This window comes from Microbacterium sp. LWO12-1.2, from assembly GCF_040675875.1.
Lineage (GTDB): Bacteria > Actinomycetota > Actinomycetes > Actinomycetales > Microbacteriaceae > Microbacterium.
In genome coordinates this window covers 110,204-129,403 of record NZ_JBEGII010000001.1, presented here as the reverse complement: position 1 = coordinate 129,403, position 19,200 = coordinate 110,204, and the positions used below count along the sequence as shown (strand labels likewise).

Below are 19,200 nucleotides of genomic sequence, written 5' to 3'. Positions count from 1 at the left end.
TGACGGTGGCGGTCAGCCGACCATGTCGACCGGGGAGCCGGGTCCCCACGGGATGCCGAGCAGGAACCAGACCACGTAGAGCGCGACCCAGGAGATCAGCATCCACATCGCGTACGGGATCATCAGGGCGATGATCGTGCCGATGCCCGCATCCTTCTTGTAGCGCTGGGCGACGGTGACCATGAAGGGCAGATAGACCATCAGCGGCGTCAGTACGTTGACCGGCGAATCGCCGACCCGGTAGGCGGCGAGCAGCGTCTGCGGTGCCACATCGAGCGAAGCGAAGATCGGGATGAAGACCGGCGCGAAGATCACCCACTTGGGCACCAGCCCCGGCAGGATGAAGTCGAGGATCACGATCACGAGGATGAACGCGAGCAGCAGCACGATCGCCGGCACGTTGGCCTGCTGCAGCAGCTCCGCGGCCGACACTGCCGCCACCGTCGGCAGGTTCGTCCAGTTGAACAGGGCGATGAACTGGGCGATCATCAGGAACATCACCAGCAGCCCGCCCAGGCTCGCGAACGTCTTCGCGATCGCTCCGACCGCAGCGGAACCACCGCGAAGGGTGCGCGCTCCGGCACCGTACGCGAGGCCGCACACGAGGAACGCCAGCGAGATGATGAACACCAGGCTCGCCATGAACGGCGTGGTGCCGATGATCGCTCCGGTCTCCGGGTCACGCAGCGGCGCACCGGGAGGAGCCGTGAGCAGCGCGATCAGGGCGACGTAGCCCAGCAGCGCCCAGAACGAGAACCGCAGGCCGCGCGCCTCGGCATCATGGTCGATGTTCTCGGTCTCATCCGCGATGGTGAGCCCGCTGCGGTCGTACGCGCCCAATCGCTTCTCGGTGATGAACACCGTCACCAGCAGCGCGACAACCGCGAGAAGGATCGACGACACGATCCCGAAGTAGAAGTTCTGCGTGACCTCGATCGGCTCCATCCCGGCGGAGGTGAGCACCTCGTTCGTGATCTCGGTGAGCATGCTGTCGCTCGGGGTGATCAGCAGGTTGGCACCGAACGCTGCCCCGACACCCGCGAACGCCGCAGCCAGTCCGGCGAGCGGATTCCGCCCGACCGTGAGGAACGCCGCCGCCGCGAGCGGGACGAGGATCAGATATCCGGCATCGGTCGCCACCGACGAGAGCACCCCGACGAAGATCAGGATGAATGCCAGCCAGCGTCGCGGTGCGACCTTGACGACGCGGCGGATGAGCGCCCCCATGAGTCCGGCGTGCTCGGCGACGCCGACACCCGCCATCGCGATCAGCACGACGGCCACCACCCCGAAGCCGGCGAAGTTGTCAACGAACGACGTGAAGAAGAAGCGCACGCCTTCGACCGAGAGCAGGTTGCGCACGTCGAACGTGCGCTTCTCCACGATGTAGTCGGGAACCTCCGCCGGCTCGCCCGTGACCGAATCGTAGATGCTCCACGTGCCGCCGAGGTGCTCGTTGATCTGAGAGAACTCGTCGCGCGGCACCGGGGTGACCACCTCGTCGGTCACCGACACCCCGACCCACGACAGGATCGCGGAGAGCACGGCGATCAGTCCGATCAGGTAGACGAACATGATCGTGGGGTCGGGCACCTTGTTGCCGACCTTCTCGATCCAGTTCAGGAACCCCTTGCTCTCGGCACCGGGGGTGCTCAGTTCCTTCTCGGCAGGCATGATTCCATCCTGGCGTGAGTGACCCGAACCTGACCCCCCCAGTATTGGGGGATGCCGGGTCGCTCACCGCCGTTTATGGTCAGCCCTATGGACCCGATCGTGACGACGCTCATCATTCTGCTGTGCGCGGTGATCGCGTTCGTGTCGAATCGCATTCCCCTCGGCGTCGTCGCCGTCGGCGTGTCCGTCGCCCTCTACCTCTTCGGCGTGCTCGATCTGAACAGCGCGCTGGCAGGCTTCGGCGACCCCACCGTGCTCTTCATCGCCGCTCTGTTCGTGGTGAGCGAAGCTCTGGAGTCCACCGGCATCGTCGCCTGGGCAGGGCAAGAGGTGATCGCCCGTACCGGCACGAACCGCAGTCGCCTGTTGGTCACGATCGGTCTGCTCACGGCCGTCCTCACGGCAGTCATCAGCTTGAACGGCGCTGTCGCCGCGCTCCTGCCCCTGGTCGTCGTCGTCGCAGCTCGCGCGGGTATCGCGCCTTCGCAGATGCTGATGCCGCTCGCATTCTCTGCGCATGCGGGGTCGATGCTCGCGCTCACGGGCACGCCGGTGAACATCATCGTCTCCGAGGTGTCCGCTGACAACGGCGGACGCGCCTTCGGCTTCTTCGAGTTCGCGCTGGTCGGCCTCCCACTGGTGGTCGGCACGCTCGCGATCATCCTGCTCTTCGGCTCGCGCCTGCTCCCCTCACGAGCCGCGGCGTCGGCACCGGTCGATCTCGAGAAGCTCGCCCGCACGCTGCGGTCGGACTACGAGATCACCAGTGACCGTCCGCTGATGTCGGCGACGAGGGGCGTGGCAGAGGTGATCGTGCCTCCGCGTTCCTCACTGATCGGGCTGCATGTCTTCGCTGGCATGTGCACCCCGAGTGGCGATCTCGTGGTGCTCGGCGTGCGGCGCGGAGGCGAATCGCTCGACAGCGCCGGCGACAGGCTTCGCGTGGGCGATGCACTGCTGCTCGATGGTCCCTGGGACGACCTGCAGCGCCACACCGCTCAGCGTGACGAGGTCCTGGTCGTCGATGCGCCGCTCACGCTGCGTCGGTCCGTCCCGCTCGGCGCTGGTGCGAAACGCACGGCCGTCATCCTGCTCGCCATGATCGTCCTGCTCGCCACCGGCATCGTTCCGGCCGCGATCGCCGGGCTCCTGGCTGCCGGGTCGCTGATCCTGACCGGGGTGGTGCCGATCGCGCGGGCCTACCGCGCGATCTCCTGGACCACCGTGATCCTGGTCGCCGGCATGATCCCGCTGTCGACGGCTTTCCAGGAGACCGGCGCTGCGACGCTGATCGCCGAGACCCTGCGCACGTGGTTGGGGGACACCGGACCGCAGGCCGCCGTGGCTGTGATCGTCGTGATCACGCTCGTGCTGGGCCAGCTCATCAGCAACACGGCCACCGTGCTGATCGTGGCGCCGGTCGCCGTCGCGCTGGCGAGCGCGATGGACGCCTCGGTGCTCCCGTTCCTGATGGCGCTGACGGTCGCCGGTGCCGCCGCATTCCTCACACCGGTGGCGACTCCCGCGAATCTCCTGGTCATGGAGCCGGGCGGCTACCGGTTCGGCGACTATGCGCGACTCGGCCTGCCGCTCACGCTGCTGTTCTTCGCGGTCGCGGTGTTCTACGTGCCGCTGATCTGGCCGTTCAGCGGCTGAGACCTGGCAGCGCCTGAGACCTCATCGAGCCCTCGCTGCGCTCTGGCTCAGCGCTCCGGAGAGACGAGCCCGTCCTCCACGGCGCGGCGGAAGAGATCGACCTTGGTCGGTGCCGCACGATCGACCGCTGCGTACTTTGCGCGGATGCGGCGCACATGATCGATGATCGTCTCCGGCGACAGGTACAGCAGCTGGGCGACCTGTTTCGCGGTCTCTCCGGAGGCATACAGCGACAGCACTTCCGATTCGCGGGGGCTCAGCTGTGCCGACACGAACTCGCGATCGGATTCGAGCGCAGCAGCCCAGTCGGCACTGGCGACGATCTCGCCGCGGGCGGCACGGCGCACCGCATCGGCGATCAGGTCGATCCGATCGGACTTGCGGATCATCCCGGAGGCGCCGGCGCGCGCGGCCTCGCGGATCAGGTGCGGCCGCTCGCCGGACGTGTAGGCGATGATCGGCGCGCCCACGGGCGCCAGCACCCGAATGTTCTCGGCGGGGCCGGTGCCGTCGGCGAGTGACAGATCGAGCAGGACCACGTGCAGCGGACCGCCGTGTCGCACGACAGCCGCCGCCGTCGTCCCATGAGCGACCACGCGGATGTCCTCGCTCTGATGGAGGATCGCGACGGTGCCGAGCAGCATCGCAGGATGGTCTTCGATGATTCCGATCTCGATGGTCACGGATCAGTCCTCCCGTTCACAGTGCCTCCCCCGCGATGAGCATACCTCCGCGTATCGGCAGGGAGAACCACCCTGATCGCGAGGTCAGGAGAGGCCGGAGTAGGCGTGCAGTCCCTTGAAGAAGACGTTGACGATCGTGAAGTTGAACATGACGGCCGCGAAGCCGACGATGGCCAACCACGCCGAAGGGTTCCCGCGCCATCCGCGGGTCGCTCGTGCGTGGATGTAGCCGGCATAGAGCACCCAGATCACGAAGGTCCAGGTCTCCTTGACGTCGAAGCCCCAGAAGCGGCTCCACGCGTAGTACGCCCAGATGGATCCGGCGATCAGGGTGAAGGTCCAGAGGATGAACCCGATGATGGTGAAGCGGTACGCCATGCTCTCGAGCCGCTCGGAACCGGGGAAGGTGCGCAGGAAGCCGGGGCCGGTCTTCTCCGCCCCTTCCGCCACGCGACGCTCCCGACGCGACTGCATGAGCTGGATGACCGACAGCGCGAAGGCGAGAGCGAAGAATGCCGTGCCGAGCGAAGCCACGAACACGTGGATGACCAGCCACACGCTCTTCAGCGGGTCCATGAGCGGCGAGACGTCGATGTAGAAGTTCGTCGCCGCCAGTCCGAGCAGCACCACCACGAGACCCGTGATGAACGTGCCGAGGAACCGCAGATCGACGCGCACCAGCACGATGAGGTAGACGGCGATGATGAGCAGCGTGCCGATCATCGCGAACTCGTAGAGGTTCGCCCACGGGACGCGACCGGCCGCGATGCCGCGGGTGAGGGTCGCGGCGAAGTGGAACAGGAACGCGAGCACCGTCAGCGATGTGCCGATGCGTGCCATCACGAACTGCTGCGGGGCGGCATCCGTGGTTCCCGCCGTGGCCTTCGTCGCGGCAGCGCCCCGGGCACCGACGCCGGCACCGACGAGCTCGGCCTGGGCGACCGTCTGCGAGTCGGCGCTCAACTGCGAACGACGCGCGAGATCGAAGGCGTAGGCCACGAACGCCGCGGCGTAGATCGCGATCGCCGTCCACAGCAGGATCGGCGAGATCACGTTGAGGTCGAACATGGTGTCAGTCTACTTTCGGGGTATCGGATGTCGCCTGGGTCGCTGAGCCTGTCGAAGCGTCCTCCGCATCGACAGCGGTAGAGCCGCCGGCCGCGTCGAGCAGACGCGCGTGGCCGGCGACCAGGTCGTCGAGGGCGATTGCGATGGTGGGGTCTTCGCCGCGCGCGAGTCCTGCGTACTCGAGTGCGATGCCGTCTGGGTTCGCCGTGGCCTTGACCCACATGCGACGGCGCGGCACGAACAGAGCGAGCATGAGACCGCCGAGCGCGAGCAGCGCGAAGCCGAGCACCCAGGGACCCGAATCGTCACGGTGGATCTGCAGCGAGGCGAAGCGCTTGACGGACTGCGAGGCATCGGTCGCACCGGCCGGCGAATCGTCCTCGAAGGTCACGGTGCCCATTCCGTTGGGCAGGTCGGCGGTGTCGCCGGGAGCCAACTGGATGGATTCCTTGCCGATCGCGCGCCCGGTGAGCTGGGTCAGGTCAGACGTGTCGAGCACATAGACGGACTTCGGACTACCGCCGTCGATGCCGAGGTCGCCCGCGAACACATCGAGGGTCAGTGTCGGATTGGTGAGGGCGGGATACGCGGAGAAGAAAGCCCCCGATTCCAGGACACCCGTCGTCGGATAGAACAGTCCACGGATGCCGAGCTGCTCGGGCATGCCGTCTGTGACCTTGATGATCCCCAGGGAGAACATCTGCGTGTCCTGCGGCAGGAACGGGGTGGCGCCGGTGAACACCACGTCGCCGTCGGCGTTGCGCACCGTGATGGTGGGCGCGTAGCCGTTGCCGAGCAGGAAGACGTTGTCGTCGGCGACGCCGAGCGGCTCGTTGACCTTGACGGACCCGGTGCGCTCCTCGCCGTTCTCCTTCACGGTGACGTTGGCCGAGAAGTCGCCGGCCTGCCCGGAGCCGGGCTCGCCGAAGGGCTGGTAGCTCACGTCGAAGGAGTCGAGCCGCATCGTGTACGGCGCGAGAGCGTCATCGCCGACGAAGCGTCCGCGGTTCATCGAGTCGTAGTCGACCAGGGTGTTCGCGAACGTCTCGCCCTCGACCAGCACACGCTGCCCCGTATAGGAGAAGCCGCCACCGATGCCGACCGTGATCAGCACCCCGACCAGGGCCAGGTGGAAGAGCAGGTTGCCGGTCTCGCGCCAGTAGCCGCGTTCCGCCGACACAGAGAATGTGCGGCCGCGGTCGTACCGCTCGACGCGGTACCCGAGCGCCTTCAGCTGCGAGGTCGCGATGTCGACCGATGCGGCGGCGGCTGACTCGGGCTCCGTGGCGGTGCGCTGCACGGCACGGTAGTCCTCGAGTCGCTGCAGACGAGCGGGGGTGCGCGGCGGCCGGGCCTTCAGTGCCTTGGCGTGGTGCTTGATGCGCGGGATGACGCAGCCGACGAGCGAGGCGAACAGCAGCAGGTAGATCGCGGAGAACCACGGCGACAGGTAGACGTCGAACAGCTTGAGCCCGTCGAGGATCGGGAAGATGTCGGGGTTGTCGCGCTGCCACTGCGTGACACCGTTGGGGTCGGCCATCCGCTGCGGGAAGATCGACCCGGGAATCGCGGCGATCGCGAGCACCAGCAGCAGCACGAGAGCCGTGCGCATCGAAGTCAGCTGACGCCAGCCCCAGCGCAGCCATCCGACCAGGCCCAGGCGCGGCTGAGCGATCGAGTCGTCTCCGTCGACGTGGTCCGAGGGGCGCAGCGGATCCGACGCGTCGCTGTTCTTCTTGTTCACGGCGGCCTTGGTCATCTCGTCTGCGTTCTTCTCATCAGATGGGGAGCGGGACACTGCTGATCACCGCCGTCATTCGCGACATGATGTCGGTCCAGAGGCCGGTGACCATCAGCACGCCCAGCACGATCAAGAGCACTCCCCCGATGATGTTCACCACGCGGATATGGCGGCGGAGGAACCCGACGGTCTTGGTCGCCCAGCCGAAGCCGAGCGCCACGAGCAGGAACGGGATGCCGAGTCCGAGCGAGTAGGCGAGGCCGAGGAATCCGGCACGCACGGGGTCGCCGGCGTTGAAGGACAGGGCGACGATCGCGGCGAGGGTCGGGCCCATGCACGGCGCCCAGCCGATGCCGAGCGCGATGCCGAGCAGAGGAGCGCCGATCACGCCGAACTTGGAGTCGACGTGGAAGCGGAACTCACGCTGAGCGAAACCGAAGAGTCCGAGGAAGACCAGTCCCATCAGGATGATCACGACGCCGAGGATGCGGGTGATCAGATCTCCCCAGCGCAGGAAGAACACACCGGCGGTCCCGCCGAGCACCGTCAGCGCGATGAAGACGACGCTGAACCCGAGGATGAACAACAGCACGCCGAGCACGAGCCGTCCGCGGCCACTGCCGGCGGCGTCCGTCGATCCTGCGCCCGTCCCCGAGGGACGCGGCGCGACGGCACCGCCGAGGAACCCCAGGTATCCGGGGACCAGAGGCAGTACGCACGGCGAGAGGAAGGACACGAGACCCGCGAGCATCGCGACGGGGATGGCGAGCCAGAGCGCACCGGATCCGATGATGGCTTCAGCGTTCACAACGCTCCCGCACGGCTCACGAGGTCTCCGCGAGCGCGTCCTTGACGAGCGTGGAGAGGATCGAGGTGCCCTCGATCGGTCCGATGATGCGCGCGGCCACACGACCCTGCTTGTCGAGCACGAGCGTGGTCGGGGTCGCTGCGATCGGAACGGCCTCGGCGAATGCGAGCTTGGCCTCAGCCGTCTCGACGTCGATCAGGCTCGGGTAGGTGATCCCGAACTCGTCCGAGAAAGCCTTCGCCGTGTCGGCCTGGTCACGCGTGTTGATCCCGACGAACGAGACACCCTGGTCTTCGTACTGCTGCCAGACGCTCTCGAGGTCTTCGGCTTCGACTCGGCAGGGCGCGCACCCGGCGTACCAGAAGTTGACGACCGTGACCTGACCGGCGAGGTCGGCACTGTCGAACGGCTCACCGTCTTCCGTGACGCCGCCGAAGTCGACCGCTTCACCGCGCTCGGCCACCGGGATCTCCACGATCGCACCATCGGCCGCCACGTAGCCGGTGTTCTCCCCGCTGAGGAACGACTCACTCACCGGATCCGGAGCGCAGGCGCTCAGACCGATCGCGAGAACAGCGGCGAGCGCAGCTCCGAACGCACGGCGCGAACGCACGGTGCGGGAGGCGCGGCCGCTGCGGGACGAAAGCCCCTCGACAGGCTCGGGGACCCAGAGAGCAGGAGGCACGATTCTCAGCTTACGCGGGGGTTCCTATGCATAGGCCGGACACTGGGCCGCCTCAGAAGCCCGCGAGCACGTCGGCGACACCCTCGCGAAACGGGGGCAGGTGCACGTCTGCGGTCGGTAGCCCAGGGCGTGAATGCGAGAGGGGCAGCGCGCCCGAGATCGTCGAACACGCTGCCCCTGCTCACGGCTGCGCGCTACTGCTGGATGAACGCCAGGATGTCGGGGTTGATGACGTCGGCGTGAGTGGTGAGCATGCCATGGGGGTAGCCCTCGTAGATCTTCAGGGTCGCGTCGCTCAGGAGCTCAGCCTGCTTGACCGCGGCGTCCTTGTACGGAACGACCTGATCGTCATCGCCCTGCAAGACGAGCACCGGCACGGAGATGGCCTTGAGGTCCTCGGTCTGGTCGGTTTCGGAGAAGGCCTTGATGCCCTCGTAGTGGGCGAGCGCGCTGCCGGTCATTCCCTGACGCCACCAGTTGGCGACGACGGGCTCCGATACCGTCGCCCCGTCGCGGTTGAACCCGTAAAACGGACCGGAGGCGACAGCGTGGAAGAACTCGGCACGGTTCGCTGCCAGCGCCTCGCGGAAGCCATCGAACACGGAGATCGGCGTGCCCTCGGGGTTCGCGTCCGTCTGCACCATCAGGGGCGGAACGGATGACACGAGCACGGCCTTGGCGACGCGCCCCTGGGGCTCGCCGTACTTCGCGACGTACCGGGCGACCTGTCCCCCGCCGGTCGAGTGACCGACGTGGACGGCGTTGCGCAGGTCGAGATGCTCGACGACGGCGTTCACGTCGCTCGCGTAGTGGTCCATATCGTGGCCGACGCTGGTCTGCGAGGAACGCCCGTGACCCCGACGGTCGCTGGCGATGACGCGGAAGCCCTTGCCGAGGAAGTAGAGCATCTGGGCATCCCAGTCGTCCGACGACAGCGGCCAGCCGTGGTGGAACACGATGGGCTGGGCGTCGCGAGGACCCCAATCCTTGAAGTAGATTTCCGTCCCGTCGTCCGTGGTCACGAAGGTCATGAGAGTCTCCCTGGGATAGTCGAGCCGGGCAAGGCCCGGATTCTGTCATGCGATCTCCGCGTGGGTCGGCGGAGCTCCTTCAAAGTAACCTCGACGTCGATCCGTTGTGCTCCTACTTTTGACGAGTGTGCGTGCTCGTTCCTCCGGTCAGGGGGTGGGATTGTTCTGCGACGGATCGACGGACCCCCGATCGGCGGCCGCGAAGAGGAAGAGCACGAGCAGGAGTACAGCGGCGGCAGCGAGGGATGCCCCTTCCCAGAGCTGGTCGATGGCGAACCCGAGGCCACCGCCGACGAGGAAGGCGATGAGAACGACCAGGTACGCGCCGGCGGGCCGCATATGCGGCTGCCCGTCATCTGAGATCCGGCGCCCGAGTGCGCGCCCCACGAGGCTCGCGGCCATCTGGACGACGGATGTGACGGCGATGTTCCCGTAGAGCATTCCCGTCTCACGATGGAAGGCGTTGCCTTGCACTCCCGCGATGAAGCTCACCGCCCACGCGACGATCCACCCGCTGATTCCGGTCGTCGCGGTGAGCAAGGCAAGGATCGCGATAACTGTGAGCTCGAAGACGAGGACCTCAGCGGAATAGGGCCTGCTCTCCCGCGCTCGCCAGAGCACGTAGATGCTGCACACGAAGGCGCCGAACGCGAAGACGATGACACTGGTCGCGGCGAGAAGCACTTTGGCGTGGTCGCCCTCGGCGAGGAAGTAGCCGATGGACAGCAGGTTCCCGGACTGGACCGTCGCGAACGTGCCCACCTGCGCGAACGTCCAGGCGTTGAGGAGGCCGGACGTGAGCGCGAGGGCGACCGCGGCACCCGCGGTCTCGAGCAGCGGGTACTGATGGGTGGCCGTGCGGGCGGTTGACGACATGGAGCCTCCGTAGGACGGGCGTGTCCTCATGGGACCGCGCTGCCGTCAACGGATCATCCGACCAGAGTCGAAAGAGCACTCGTCACTCCTCGATGCGCCGTTCGACCCCACGTCGGCAGACTCCTCAGTAACGTCCGGAACCGTCATGAAGGAGCTACCAATGGACACGTCCGAGAGCGCCCAGCTGGGACATGAGACCCCCACGTTCGGAAACCCCGATCTGCCGCAGGAGGGCGAGGTGAACATCGCTGACCGCCCGCAGAGCAACACCATGACCGGGCCGCAGAACGAGGCCATCGAGTCGCAGTTCCCGAATCAGATGCACGCACCTGCGACGGACATCAGCACGCAGCCGTTCTTCTGGTCCTCGTTCAACATCTCACCTCGCCGCGTGCAGCGCGGCGGATGGGCGCGCGAGCTCACGAAGCAGGATTTCCACATCTCCGACGAGATCGCCGGCGTCAACATGTACCTCGAACCCGGCGGCATTCGCGAACTGCACTGGCACCAGACCGCCGAGTGGGCGGTCATGACCCGGGGCAAGGCACGGGTCACGACGCTCAGCCGGTCAGGGCTCCCCGCCGTCGAAGACGTGGAGGAAGGCGACCTGTGGTTCTTCCCCGCCGGCACGCCGCACTCCCTCCAGGGACTGGGGCCGGACGGTGCGGAGTTCGTCCTCGCGTTCGACGACGGCGACCAGTCCGAGTCGAACACGTTGCTGCTGACGGACTGGTTCGCACACACGCCGCCCGAGGTCCTCGCGAAGAACTTCGGCGTGGCGCAGGAGGTCTTCTCCGACATCCCGTTGCACAACCTCTGGATCTTCCCCGGCGATGAACCGCCCGCACTGGAGGTCGATCAGGCCGCTGCAGGAGTCGAATGGGGCATGGAGCCCGTGATCTTCCGCCTGTCGCGGTCGAAGCCGCTGTATCAGAACAGCGGAGGAAGCATCCAGATCGCCGACTCCTCCAACTACACGTACTCGAGCACGGTGGCCGCAGCCTTGGTGACGGTGGAGCCCGGCTCCATGCGTGAGTTGCACTGGCACCCCAACGCCGACGAGTGGCAGTACTACCTGCGTGGATCCGCCCGGATGACCGTCTTCAATACCGGTCCGCACGCGAACACCACCGATTTCCGCGCCGGAGACGTCGGTGTGGTGCGCAAGAACTTCGGCCACTACATCGAGAACACCGGTGACGACGTGCTGCAGTTCCTCGAGGTGTTCCGCACCGACAAATACGAGGAGATCTCCCTCGCGAACTGGCTCTCCCATGTGCCGCCGCAGCTCGTCTCCGCGCACCTCAACATCGATCCCGTGGTGCTCGCGACCTTCCCGCGCGGTGCACAGGGCATCACCCCGCTCCGCTGAGCAGGGAATCCCTCGACGAAGGGGGTGTGACGTATGCGTCACACCCCCTTCGTCGAGCTCGGGGTTCGAGTGCCGCGCACGGCCCACCGGCGGCTGACAGCTGCTGCGCACAGCACGGCGCCGGCGACCGCACCCCCGGCGACGGTGTCGATGATCCGCGTACCCATGGATGCCTCGAGGAGCGGACGACTGCCGCCGGCCACCAGAAGCAGCGCCATCGGAGTCACCAGCATAAGCGCGAACATGAGGTTGCTGTGGAGGAAGAACACGAACCCGAAGACGAGGGCACCGACGACAGCGACGAGCGCGAACCCCTCCGGTATCCACAGCAAGAACACGAGTGCGATGCAGACACCGAGAGACGTTCCGATGAGCCGCTGGGCCATCCGGAGGGTCCCGAGGTGCAGATCGGAGTCCTTCTGCAGGATGCCGATGACGGCGAGGAGCACCCATCCCCCGTGGTGGAGCCCCAGCGATGCGCTCACGAGCACCGCAAGGGCGACGGCGACGGCGAGGCGTGCGAAGATGCGGACGGAATCCGGTCCCCGGGTGTACGTCCAGCGGTAGTCCGTGGGGAGCTTCGCATCCCCCGCGCGTACGCGGTGCACCGCGAGTGGCGCGACGATCACGAGGTACCCGGCCACGACGCCCAGCCCCACGACCGGGAGCACGTGCAGCGGGTCCGCCCCGCCTCCCCCCGTCGACACGGGTGCCGTGAGCTGACCCAGGGAACCGGCGGTGAGGACAGGGAAGATGGCGCCGGGCGGGCCCACATCAAACGTCAGGCTCAGGTACGAGAACCCGACGCCGATGATGCTCATGGCGAGCAGACTGGCCGGCAGGGAGCTTCCGGTGCTGATGCCGGCGACGGCTCCCGCGAGGAAACCGGCAGCGATGACCGGCAGCTTCGCGGCGCGCTCGCGTCTGCTGCGCCCGGAGAGGTAGAGCACGATGAGTGCTCCGAAAGAGGCGAGCAGCCCCAGACGCAGATGTCCGACGGCGGCGAACACCGCCGGCGGACCGGCGACGGCGACGGCGGCCTGTGTGGCGGGAACCCACGCACCGGACGCGGGAGCAAACCGCACGAGCGCCCGTGCGATACGGGCCGCGCTCATGTGTCGTGCTCGATGAGGTGGTTCACGTCCACCGACCGTGCGAGGGCGCTCGCCGTCTCGATCACGACCTGGTCGTATCGTGTGAGTCTGGTTCGGTGCTGTTGGAGATGTTCGCTCCAGCTGCCGATGCCGAAAACCTCCACCCACGTGCCGTCCTCACGGTCCTGATACAGCGCCCAGGTGCGCGCGCCTGTGCGTCGTCGGCTGTGCTCGACGGCGCCCATCTGCTGCACGAACGCGGCCTCCTGCTCCTCGGCGACGTCGTAGCGGACCAGGACCAGGGTGGGGCGCGTGCCATCGACCTCCTGCACGGCATCCGCCAACGGAAGCGTGAAGGTCTCTCTTCTCTTGTCTGCTGTGTCGAGCAGTGGCCAGAGGAGTTGCGACGCGGCGACGAGGAGCGTCACCGCTCCCGCGATGGCGCTGGTGACGATCGCGCCGATCCACCCCGCGACAATTCCGCTCGCGAGACCACCGGTCGCCATGGCCCCGTAGAGCACCATCTGGTAGACGGACAGCCCCCGGGCGCGGACCCAGATCGGGAGGAACGACTGAACGGCGCCGTTCAGCGTGGCGACGACGCCGATCCACGCGGCCCCGGCAACCGCGAGGATCGGCAGTGTCAGCGTGATGTGAGGCGACGCCGCAACTCCGACTGTCGCGAATCCGAACAGCACCGATGACAGCAGCACCGTCCGATTGGCGCCGAGGGCGTGGAACCACGGGATCAGGAACGCGGCCGCGACGGATCCGATCCCGAGTCCTGCGAGCAGAAGACCGTACCCCGCGGAGTCGAGCTTCAGTCGCTGGGTGGCGAGGAGCGGCAACAGCGCGTACAGCACGCTGGCCGGGACGACGAACGCCCCGAGTCGCACATACATCCGCCGCACGACGGCGGCCTGCGCGACGTAGCGGAGCCCCGCACGCGCCGCGTCGACGAAGCGCTCGGCCTGATGGACGTCTGGGCGATACGTGCGCCAGGCGACCAGCACGACGAGGAACGCGGCGAAGGAGAGCAGGTTCATCCCGAAGACGAAAGCGACTCCGAAGCTCGACAGGAGCACACCCGCGATCGCAGGTCCGATGGCGCGGGCCACGTTGACCGATACCGCGCTCAGCGAGGCGGCCATCGGCACCATCCGCAGCGGGACGATCTCCGCCGACAGCGCTTGGTAGGCGGGCAACTGCACCGCCGTCGCCGCGCCGAGGAGCAGAGTGATGACCAGCAGCAGGTAGGGCGTCATCTCGCCCGTCGCGGTCAGCGTCACCAGCGCCGCGCTCAGCAACACCTGCAGCGTCTGCATCCAGATGAGGACCGACCGACGATTCAAGAACTCACCGAGCACCCCTGCGGGAATGCCGAGAAGCAGGACGGGGGCGGCGGACGCCGTCTGGATGAGGGCGATGAGCAGCGGATGAGTGTGCTGCTCCACCATGAACCACTGCGCTCCGACGGTCTGCATCCATGTACCGATGTTGCTGACCAGGGCCGTCAGCCAGAGCGCCCGGAAGATGGGAACGGACAGCGGCGCCCAGATCGACTGTGGCGCGGCGGAGCTCAGGGCGGTGGCGCCGCCGGGTGCCGGTCCGGGACCTGATGTGTTCATGATCTCTCCAGAAGTGAGGTGATCCGTCGGGAGCAGCACTCCCCGTTCGATGCCGCTGCCGACAGATCCAGCCCCGGGCGGGCTACTGCTCGAGGGCGTTCAGCACGACCTTCCCCACGGTCTGCCCGCCTTCGAGAAGTTCATGGGCGCGGTTCGCCTCCGCGAGGGGGAACACAGCGTCGACGGCACCGCGGATCGCACCGCTGTCGACGAGCGGCAGGACGTCGCGTGTCACTCCCGCGACGATCTCCGCCTTCTGCGCCGCGGGGCGCGCCCGGAGGAGAGTGGCTGAGATGCTCGCTCGACGCGACATGAGCTCCCACAGATCCAGGGTGACGGGACCCGTGGATCCCCCGATGATGACCAGGTGTCCACCGTCGGCGAGGCATTCGACGTTGCTCTCGAGGTACGGCGTTCCGACGATGTCGAGGATGGCATCGACGCCGCGCCCGTTCGTGACGGTGCGCGTGACCGACGCGAAGTCCTCGCTGCGGTAGTCGATGGCGACCGAGGCTCCGAAGCCGAGGACGGCGTCTGTCTTCGCCTTGCTGCCGGCGGTACCGATGACGCGGGCTCCGATGGCGGTCGCCCACTGCGTGGCGAAGGACCCGATGCCGCCGGCCGCACCGTGGATGAGGACGGTCTGCCCCGCCTTCAGCCCCGCGATCATGGCGAGGTTCGAGTAGACCGTGCAGGCGACTTCAGGAAGGCCGGCCGCTTCCAGCATGGTCAGAGTGGTGGGCTTGGGCAGCACCTGAGCAGCGGAGACGACGACTTCCTCCGCGTAGCCGCCGCCGTCGAGGAGCGCACAGACCTCGTCCCCCACTTTCCAGCCGGTGACCTCCGCGCCGACGGCATCGATGACTCCGGCGCATTCCAGCCCGAGCCCGGGAGGAGCCCCCGGCGGCACGGGGTAGTGGCCTCGACGCTCGAGCAGGTCGGCGTTGTTGATGCCGGCGGCATGGACGCTGATGCGGACTTCGTGCGGCGCGGGTTGGGGGCGCTCCACCGAGATGAGACGGAGCACGTCGGGTGGACCTGGTCGGGTGAAACGGACTGCTGAGGTCATGGGTTCCTTCGTCCTCGAACGCGAGCGGGTGGAGGAGACAGTCTGCCTCCCCCACCCTGACGGGTCAGGCGGATGCGTTCGCCTTGGCGTACGCGACGATGCTCTGCGCGTAGTGCGGCGTCTCGAGCTCGCAGTGGCGGCCCGAGGCCTCCTGACGGGCGGCGGCGGCCTCTTCGAATGTCGCTCCGCTGGCCGTGATGAATTCCAGGAACTCCTCCGTCGGGTGCGAGGTGACGGTGTTGACGTAGCGCAGCTGGTCGCCCTCGAGCTGCTCCATGCCCAGCTCCCAGATCACCTGCGTGGTGGTCCAACCGGTCGGGGTGAGGATGTCGGAGATCGACACCATCTTGCAGTAGTGCTTGCTCGCGACCTCGTAGCGGTACTGCTGGATCACGAGGCCGGTGCCGATGACCTCGACGTTGATCGACATGGGCGTGCCGTCGTCGTCGACCGTGTAGCCGGCCGCCTTGTGGTCGCCAGGCGCGCAGCGCTGGTACTCGTGGGTGGGGAGGTTCTTCAGCCATGCTTCGATGTCGATGTCATCGAAGTTGCCGGTCACGTCAGACGTGACCACTGCGTGCGAGAGCACGAGGTCGGGGCGAGGGGTTGCAGCCATAGGAGGCTCCTTCGTTTCATGCCGGCGTCCGGCGGGTGTGTGGATGTGGCACGATCCGCCGATCCGGCGTTCGCAGGTGCGACGCTATTCGGCAGTTTTCGCGGGCACATCCCCTGCTGCCGACCGGTACATCGCATGCTCTATTCGCGCACCATCCGACCGGAGATCCTTGCGACGATTGGCGAGACCCGCTTCGTCTCACGTCCAACCGTCGTCCGAGTATCGTGAGTGCGTGCCCCCGTCCCGCAAGCTGTATCGTGCCGGCAGCCGCGACGCGCTCGCGGGAAGTGCAGCCGACCTCTACCTGATTCCCGTCCGCGGTCGACGATCTGAGGTGCACGCGATCGAGCAGGGCTTCGACCTCGCCTTCGCCGGCGAGAGCGCCGTCACGGTCTTCTCCGGCGACCCTGGCATGGGAAAGACCCGCCTGCTGCAGCATGCTCTGCAGCAGGCGCAGGGACGCGGATGGTCGACGCTCGTCGTCGCGCCGGATTTCGATTCGCAACTGTCGCCGTTGGGCGCTCTCATCGATGCCGTGACCGAGACGGACCCACCACTGCTCAGCACTGACGAGCTGCACACGGCGATTCGAGGAACGTCGCCGCAGTACTGGATCACACGCGCGATCGGAGACGCGCTGGAAGCTGCGAGTTCTCGGGCGGGCGTGCTCGTCGTCGTCGATGACCTGCAGTGGATGGATTCCGGATCGCTCTCGGTGATCACCGCACTCCTGCGAGCCCTTGACGGCCTCCCCGTGTACTGGGTCTTCGCGACACGCAGCGGAGCCTACGGTCCCGAGCATCGACGGTTCCTCATCAACCTTCGAGAGTTCGCGTCTGTCATCGATCTCGCTTCACTCGGCGTCGATGCCGTCGATGCGATGGCCCGCGATGTTCTGGGCGCCGCGCCTGGCCCTAAGGTCGAGGCCGCGATCCGCAAGACCGGCGGGTCGCCGCTGCTGATTCTCGAGCTGCTCCGCGGGATGGAGGAAGAGGGGCTTCTGCATCCGTCCCGCGGCATGGTCGATCTGGAGCAGAACACGGTTCCCGCAAGATACGGGGCGTCTGTGCGAGAACGTATCGCAGCGCTCGACGCTGACGCCCGTCGAGTCGCTCAGATCGGCAGCCTCTACGGACGGGAGTTCCCTCTCAGCGGGGTCCTGGACGTCATCGGCCAATCGGCGGCGGAGGCCGTGCCGGCGATTCAGCAACTCCTCGACCTCGGATTCGTCGTCGACACCGGGAGCAGTTTCGCGTTCCGACACGACACGATTCAGACGGCAGCGTACGACAGCCTGTCCCCGACGGTGCGGAGAGCGGTCGCTCGTGAGGTTCTGCAGCAGCGGCTGCGGGCCGGGGAGTCGGTGTCTTCGCTCGCGTCCCCGATCTCAGCAGCGGCCGAAGCAGGAGACGACGCATCCATCGAGCTGCTCTTCACCGCGGCCAGGGAGCTCGCTCTTGCCGATGCCCGCGGCGCGGCAGAGTTGACGGTACGCGGAGCACAGCTCGCGCAGGGGCGGACTCACCACTCCACCCGCGTGGTCGAGCTGCTGCCCTTGGTGCTCGCCGGCGGTCTCCACGACGATGCCGTTCGCATACGCGAGTCGCTCACGCCCCGACTCAGCGCGGAGGAACGAGCACGGGTCAGTCTCGCCTTCGCTCGGCAGCTGACGGAATCAGACTTCGGCAAGGCGATCGCGGAGACCGAAGCGGCGCTTGCCCTCGGGGGCGTGTCACAGGAGACCACGGTCCAACTGCTCGCGGTTCGAGCGCTCAACTACGCGAACAGCGCCGACGCCGTCGGTCTGCGCGACAGCCTTGCACGCGCCCGTCAGCACGCCGACGATGAACGCGATGTGCTCGCAGTCGCCACCGTGGACGCCACCGAATCGGTACTCCTGTTCAACGAGAATCGCTTCGACGAAGCCCAAAGGCTGCAGACCTCGGCGCTCGAGAAACTCGAACGCGTCGGCAGGTCGGCGGCGCTCTGGGTTCCCGAGGGCCTGTGGATGGCTTTCATGGTCAACAGCAGGGGCGACTGCGCCGACGCTCTGCGGCTCGTCGACGACGGTTTGCGCGATGCGAGAACCGCGAAGCACGTCGTCGCCGAGGCGTACTGGATGATGGTCCGCTCACGTGTCCTCTATGACCTCGGTCGCCTGGATCTGGCTCGCGAGCAGGCGGAGACCGTCCTCGACCTGGCCGAGCTGCTTCATCTGGGAGATTTCGCGAACGCGACGGCGGGCGTGGTGCTGCACCGGATCGCCTTGGACACCGGAGACGTCGAACTGCGACAGACTGTTCGGCCGCTCGTGCAGCAGCTGGCGGATGGCGTGAGCCTGACCCGCACCGGTCGCTGGAGCCTGGCGCTCGAAGCGTTCGATCTCGGAGACATCGAGGCGGCATACCGGCACACGGCGCTGGCCCGTGAGTGCGTCAGCGTCCCCGTCCCCTCGATGACCACACCCGCGGACTTCTCCGACGACGTGTACCTCGCCTATCTGAGCAAGAGGATGGGCGACGACGCCGCTGTCGAGAAGGTCGCGCGACACGCGGCCCGTCGCGCTTCGCAGAATCCCGACAATGCATACGTCGCGGCGGTGTCGTTGTCGGTGCAGGCCGTACGCGATGGATCGTTCGCGCGCGTGATCGAGGCCGTGGCCCTGATGGCGGAGGTGGACCGGCCACTGATTCGCGCGCGGCTGCTCGAGCTCGCCGGCAGCCTCGCCCCGACCGATGCGGAAGCGGCCGATTGCTATGTGCAGGGGATGCGACTGTTCGAGGAACTGGGCGCGGCCCGCGAAGTGAGTCGTGTGCTGCGAACGCTTCGGAACCGCGGAGTGCGGACCAGGGCGAAGTCCGTCAGCGACGGCCCGATGGGGTTGTCTTCACGCGAGTATCAGGTCGCCGAACGCATTGCGGCAGGGCTGACGACACAGAAGATCGCCGAGGACCTGATGGTGTCCCCGCACACGGTCGTCACCCACATCCGCCACATCTTCTCGAAGTGGGGAGTGAACACGAGGCGGGCCGCGGCACATCGATTCCGCGAGGAATCCGCCGTCACGATGGATTCGTCGCGCCAGGGCTAGCTGTGATGTCCAGGGACGTTGTTGCGTGAATCGCGGTTGATCTGTTGATGAGTGAAGGCCTCCCGTTGTGGAGTGGAGCTGTCTAGGAACCGCTTCTCACAACAGGAG

The 19,200-nt window shown here is 67.0% G+C and carries 15 protein-coding genes; 3 read left to right on the top strand and 12 right to left on the bottom strand.

Annotation, left to right across the window (positions count from 1 at the left end; translation table 11 throughout):
• Nucleotides 1-12 precede the first annotated feature (12 nt).
• Nucleotides 13-1,674, bottom strand: a complete 1,662-nt coding sequence (locus MRBLWO12_RS00655; protein ID WP_363551738.1) for an AbgT family transporter — start codon at nt 1,672-1,674, stop codon at nt 13-15.
• Nucleotides 1,675-1,761: 87 nt separating this feature from the next.
• On the opposite strand from MRBLWO12_RS00655, the gene MRBLWO12_RS00650 reads away from it, so the two are divergent.
• Nucleotides 1,762-3,330: an SLC13 family permease gene (locus MRBLWO12_RS00650; protein ID WP_363551737.1), complete on the top strand. Its 1,569-nt coding sequence runs from the start codon at nt 1,762-1,764 to the stop codon at nt 3,328-3,330.
• 47 nt (nt 3,331-3,377) lie between these two features.
• Here MRBLWO12_RS00650 and MRBLWO12_RS00645 read toward each other — a convergent pair whose 3' ends face one another.
• The 7 genes from MRBLWO12_RS00645 to MRBLWO12_RS00615 all read right to left on the bottom strand — a co-directional run bounded on the left by MRBLWO12_RS00645 (nt 3,378) and on the right by MRBLWO12_RS00615 (nt 10,222).
• Entirely contained in the window at nt 3,378-4,013 is a 636-nt protein-coding gene (locus MRBLWO12_RS00645; protein ID WP_363551736.1) for a response regulator transcription factor, read from the bottom strand.
• 84 nt (nt 4,014-4,097) lie between these two features.
• Complete coding sequence (gene ccsB, locus MRBLWO12_RS00640; RefSeq protein WP_363551735.1) at nt 4,098-5,081, bottom strand: c-type cytochrome biogenesis protein CcsB; 984 nt, start codon at nt 5,079-5,081, stop codon at nt 4,098-4,100.
• A 4-nt stretch (nt 5,082-5,085) separates the two neighbouring features.
• Nucleotides 5,086-6,840: a cytochrome c biogenesis protein ResB gene (gene resB / locus MRBLWO12_RS00635; protein WP_363551734.1), complete on the bottom strand. Its 1,755-nt coding sequence runs from the start codon at nt 6,838-6,840 to the stop codon at nt 5,086-5,088.
• 19 nt (nt 6,841-6,859) lie between these two features.
• Nucleotides 6,860-7,630, bottom strand: a complete 771-nt coding sequence (locus MRBLWO12_RS00630) for a cytochrome c biogenesis CcdA family protein (protein WP_363551733.1) — start codon at nt 7,628-7,630, stop codon at nt 6,860-6,862.
• A 16-nt stretch (nt 7,631-7,646) separates the two neighbouring features.
• The gene (locus MRBLWO12_RS00625; protein ID WP_414685430.1) at nt 7,647-8,315 is read right to left on the bottom strand and encodes a TlpA family protein disulfide reductase; all 669 of its coding nucleotides are present in this window, start codon (nt 8,313-8,315) and stop codon (nt 7,647-7,649) included.
• 194 nt (nt 8,316-8,509) lie between these two features.
• Nucleotides 8,510-9,346 carry an alpha/beta fold hydrolase gene (locus MRBLWO12_RS00620; RefSeq protein WP_363551732.1) on the bottom strand — a complete coding sequence of 279 codons (837 nt, stop codon included), beginning with the start codon at nt 9,344-9,346 and terminating at the stop codon, nt 8,510-8,512.
• A 147-nt stretch (nt 9,347-9,493) separates the two neighbouring features.
• Nucleotides 9,494-10,222 (bottom strand): YoaK family protein, encoded by a 729-nt coding sequence (locus tag MRBLWO12_RS00615; RefSeq protein ID WP_363551731.1) that lies wholly within the window; start codon nt 10,220-10,222, stop codon nt 9,494-9,496.
• A 160-nt stretch (nt 10,223-10,382) separates the two neighbouring features.
• Here MRBLWO12_RS00615 and MRBLWO12_RS00610 point away from each other — a divergent pair, with 160 nt between their 5' ends.
• Nucleotides 10,383-11,594, top strand: coding sequence for a cupin domain-containing protein (locus MRBLWO12_RS00610; protein WP_363551730.1), 1,212 nt, complete (start codon nt 10,383-10,385; stop codon nt 11,592-11,594).
• 38 nt (nt 11,595-11,632) lie between these two features.
• On the opposite strand, the gene MRBLWO12_RS00605 is transcribed toward MRBLWO12_RS00610, so the two are convergent.
• From MRBLWO12_RS00605 to MRBLWO12_RS00590, 4 genes are all read right to left on the bottom strand, one after another.
• Nucleotides 11,633-12,709, bottom strand: coding sequence for an FUSC family protein (locus MRBLWO12_RS00605; RefSeq protein ID WP_363551729.1), 1,077 nt, complete (start codon nt 12,707-12,709; stop codon nt 11,633-11,635).
• A complete protein-coding gene (locus MRBLWO12_RS00600) occupies nt 12,706-14,316 on the bottom strand; it encodes an MFS transporter (protein WP_363551728.1) in 1,611 nt (536 codons plus the stop codon). Before MRBLWO12_RS00600 ends, MRBLWO12_RS00605 begins: the two co-directional genes overlap by 4 nt.
• An 82-nt stretch (nt 14,317-14,398) precedes the next feature.
• On the bottom strand, nt 14,399-15,385 hold the full coding sequence (locus tag MRBLWO12_RS00595; RefSeq protein WP_363551727.1) for an NAD(P)H-quinone oxidoreductase: 987 nt from the start codon (nt 15,383-15,385) through the stop codon (nt 14,399-14,401).
• A gap of 64 nt (nt 15,386-15,449) precedes the next feature.
• Nucleotides 15,450-16,001 carry a hypothetical protein gene (locus MRBLWO12_RS00590; protein WP_363551726.1) on the bottom strand — a complete coding sequence of 184 codons (552 nt, stop codon included), beginning with the start codon at nt 15,999-16,001 and terminating at the stop codon, nt 15,450-15,452.
• A 232-nt stretch (nt 16,002-16,233) separates the two neighbouring features.
• On the opposite strand from MRBLWO12_RS00590, the gene MRBLWO12_RS00585 reads away from it, so the two are divergent.
• Nucleotides 16,234-19,092, top strand: a complete 2,859-nt coding sequence (locus MRBLWO12_RS00585; protein WP_363551725.1) for a helix-turn-helix transcriptional regulator — start codon at nt 16,234-16,236, stop codon at nt 19,090-19,092.
• Nucleotides 19,093-19,200: the final 108 nt, after the last annotated feature.

What these genes read in the sequence shown, in the direction of transcription:
- MRBLWO12_RS00650 (WP_363551737.1), top strand. Translation starts at nt 1,762, where the DNA reads ATGGACCCGATCGTGACGACGCTCATCATTCTGCTGTGCGCGGTGATC.
- MRBLWO12_RS00620 (WP_363551732.1), bottom strand. Translation starts at nt 9,346, where the DNA reads ATGACCTTCGTGACCACGGACGACGGGACGGAAATCTACTTCAAGGAT.
- MRBLWO12_RS00600 (WP_363551728.1), bottom strand. Translation starts at nt 14,316, where the DNA reads ATGAACACATCAGGTCCCGGACCGGCACCCGGCGGCGCCACCGCCCTG.
- MRBLWO12_RS00605 (WP_363551729.1), bottom strand. Translation starts at nt 12,709, where the DNA reads ATGAGCGCGGCCCGTATCGCACGGGCGCTCGTGCGGTTTGCTCCCGCG.
- MRBLWO12_RS00615 (WP_363551731.1), bottom strand. Translation starts at nt 10,222, where the DNA reads ATGTCGTCAACCGCCCGCACGGCCACCCATCAGTACCCGCTGCTCGAG.
- MRBLWO12_RS00590 (WP_363551726.1), bottom strand. Translation starts at nt 16,001, where the DNA reads ATGGCTGCAACCCCTCGCCCCGACCTCGTGCTCTCGCACGCAGTGGTC.
- MRBLWO12_RS00655 (WP_363551738.1), bottom strand. Translation starts at nt 1,674, where the DNA reads ATGCCTGCCGAGAAGGAACTGAGCACCCCCGGTGCCGAGAGCAAGGGG.
- MRBLWO12_RS00595 (WP_363551727.1), bottom strand. Translation starts at nt 15,385, where the DNA reads ATGACCTCAGCAGTCCGTTTCACCCGACCAGGTCCACCCGACGTGCTC.
- MRBLWO12_RS00610 (WP_363551730.1), top strand. Translation starts at nt 10,383, where the DNA reads ATGGACACGTCCGAGAGCGCCCAGCTGGGACATGAGACCCCCACGTTC.
- resB (WP_363551734.1), bottom strand. Translation starts at nt 6,840, where the DNA reads ATGACCAAGGCCGCCGTGAACAAGAAGAACAGCGACGCGTCGGATCCG.
- ccsB (WP_363551735.1), bottom strand. Translation starts at nt 5,081, where the DNA reads ATGTTCGACCTCAACGTGATCTCGCCGATCCTGCTGTGGACGGCGATC.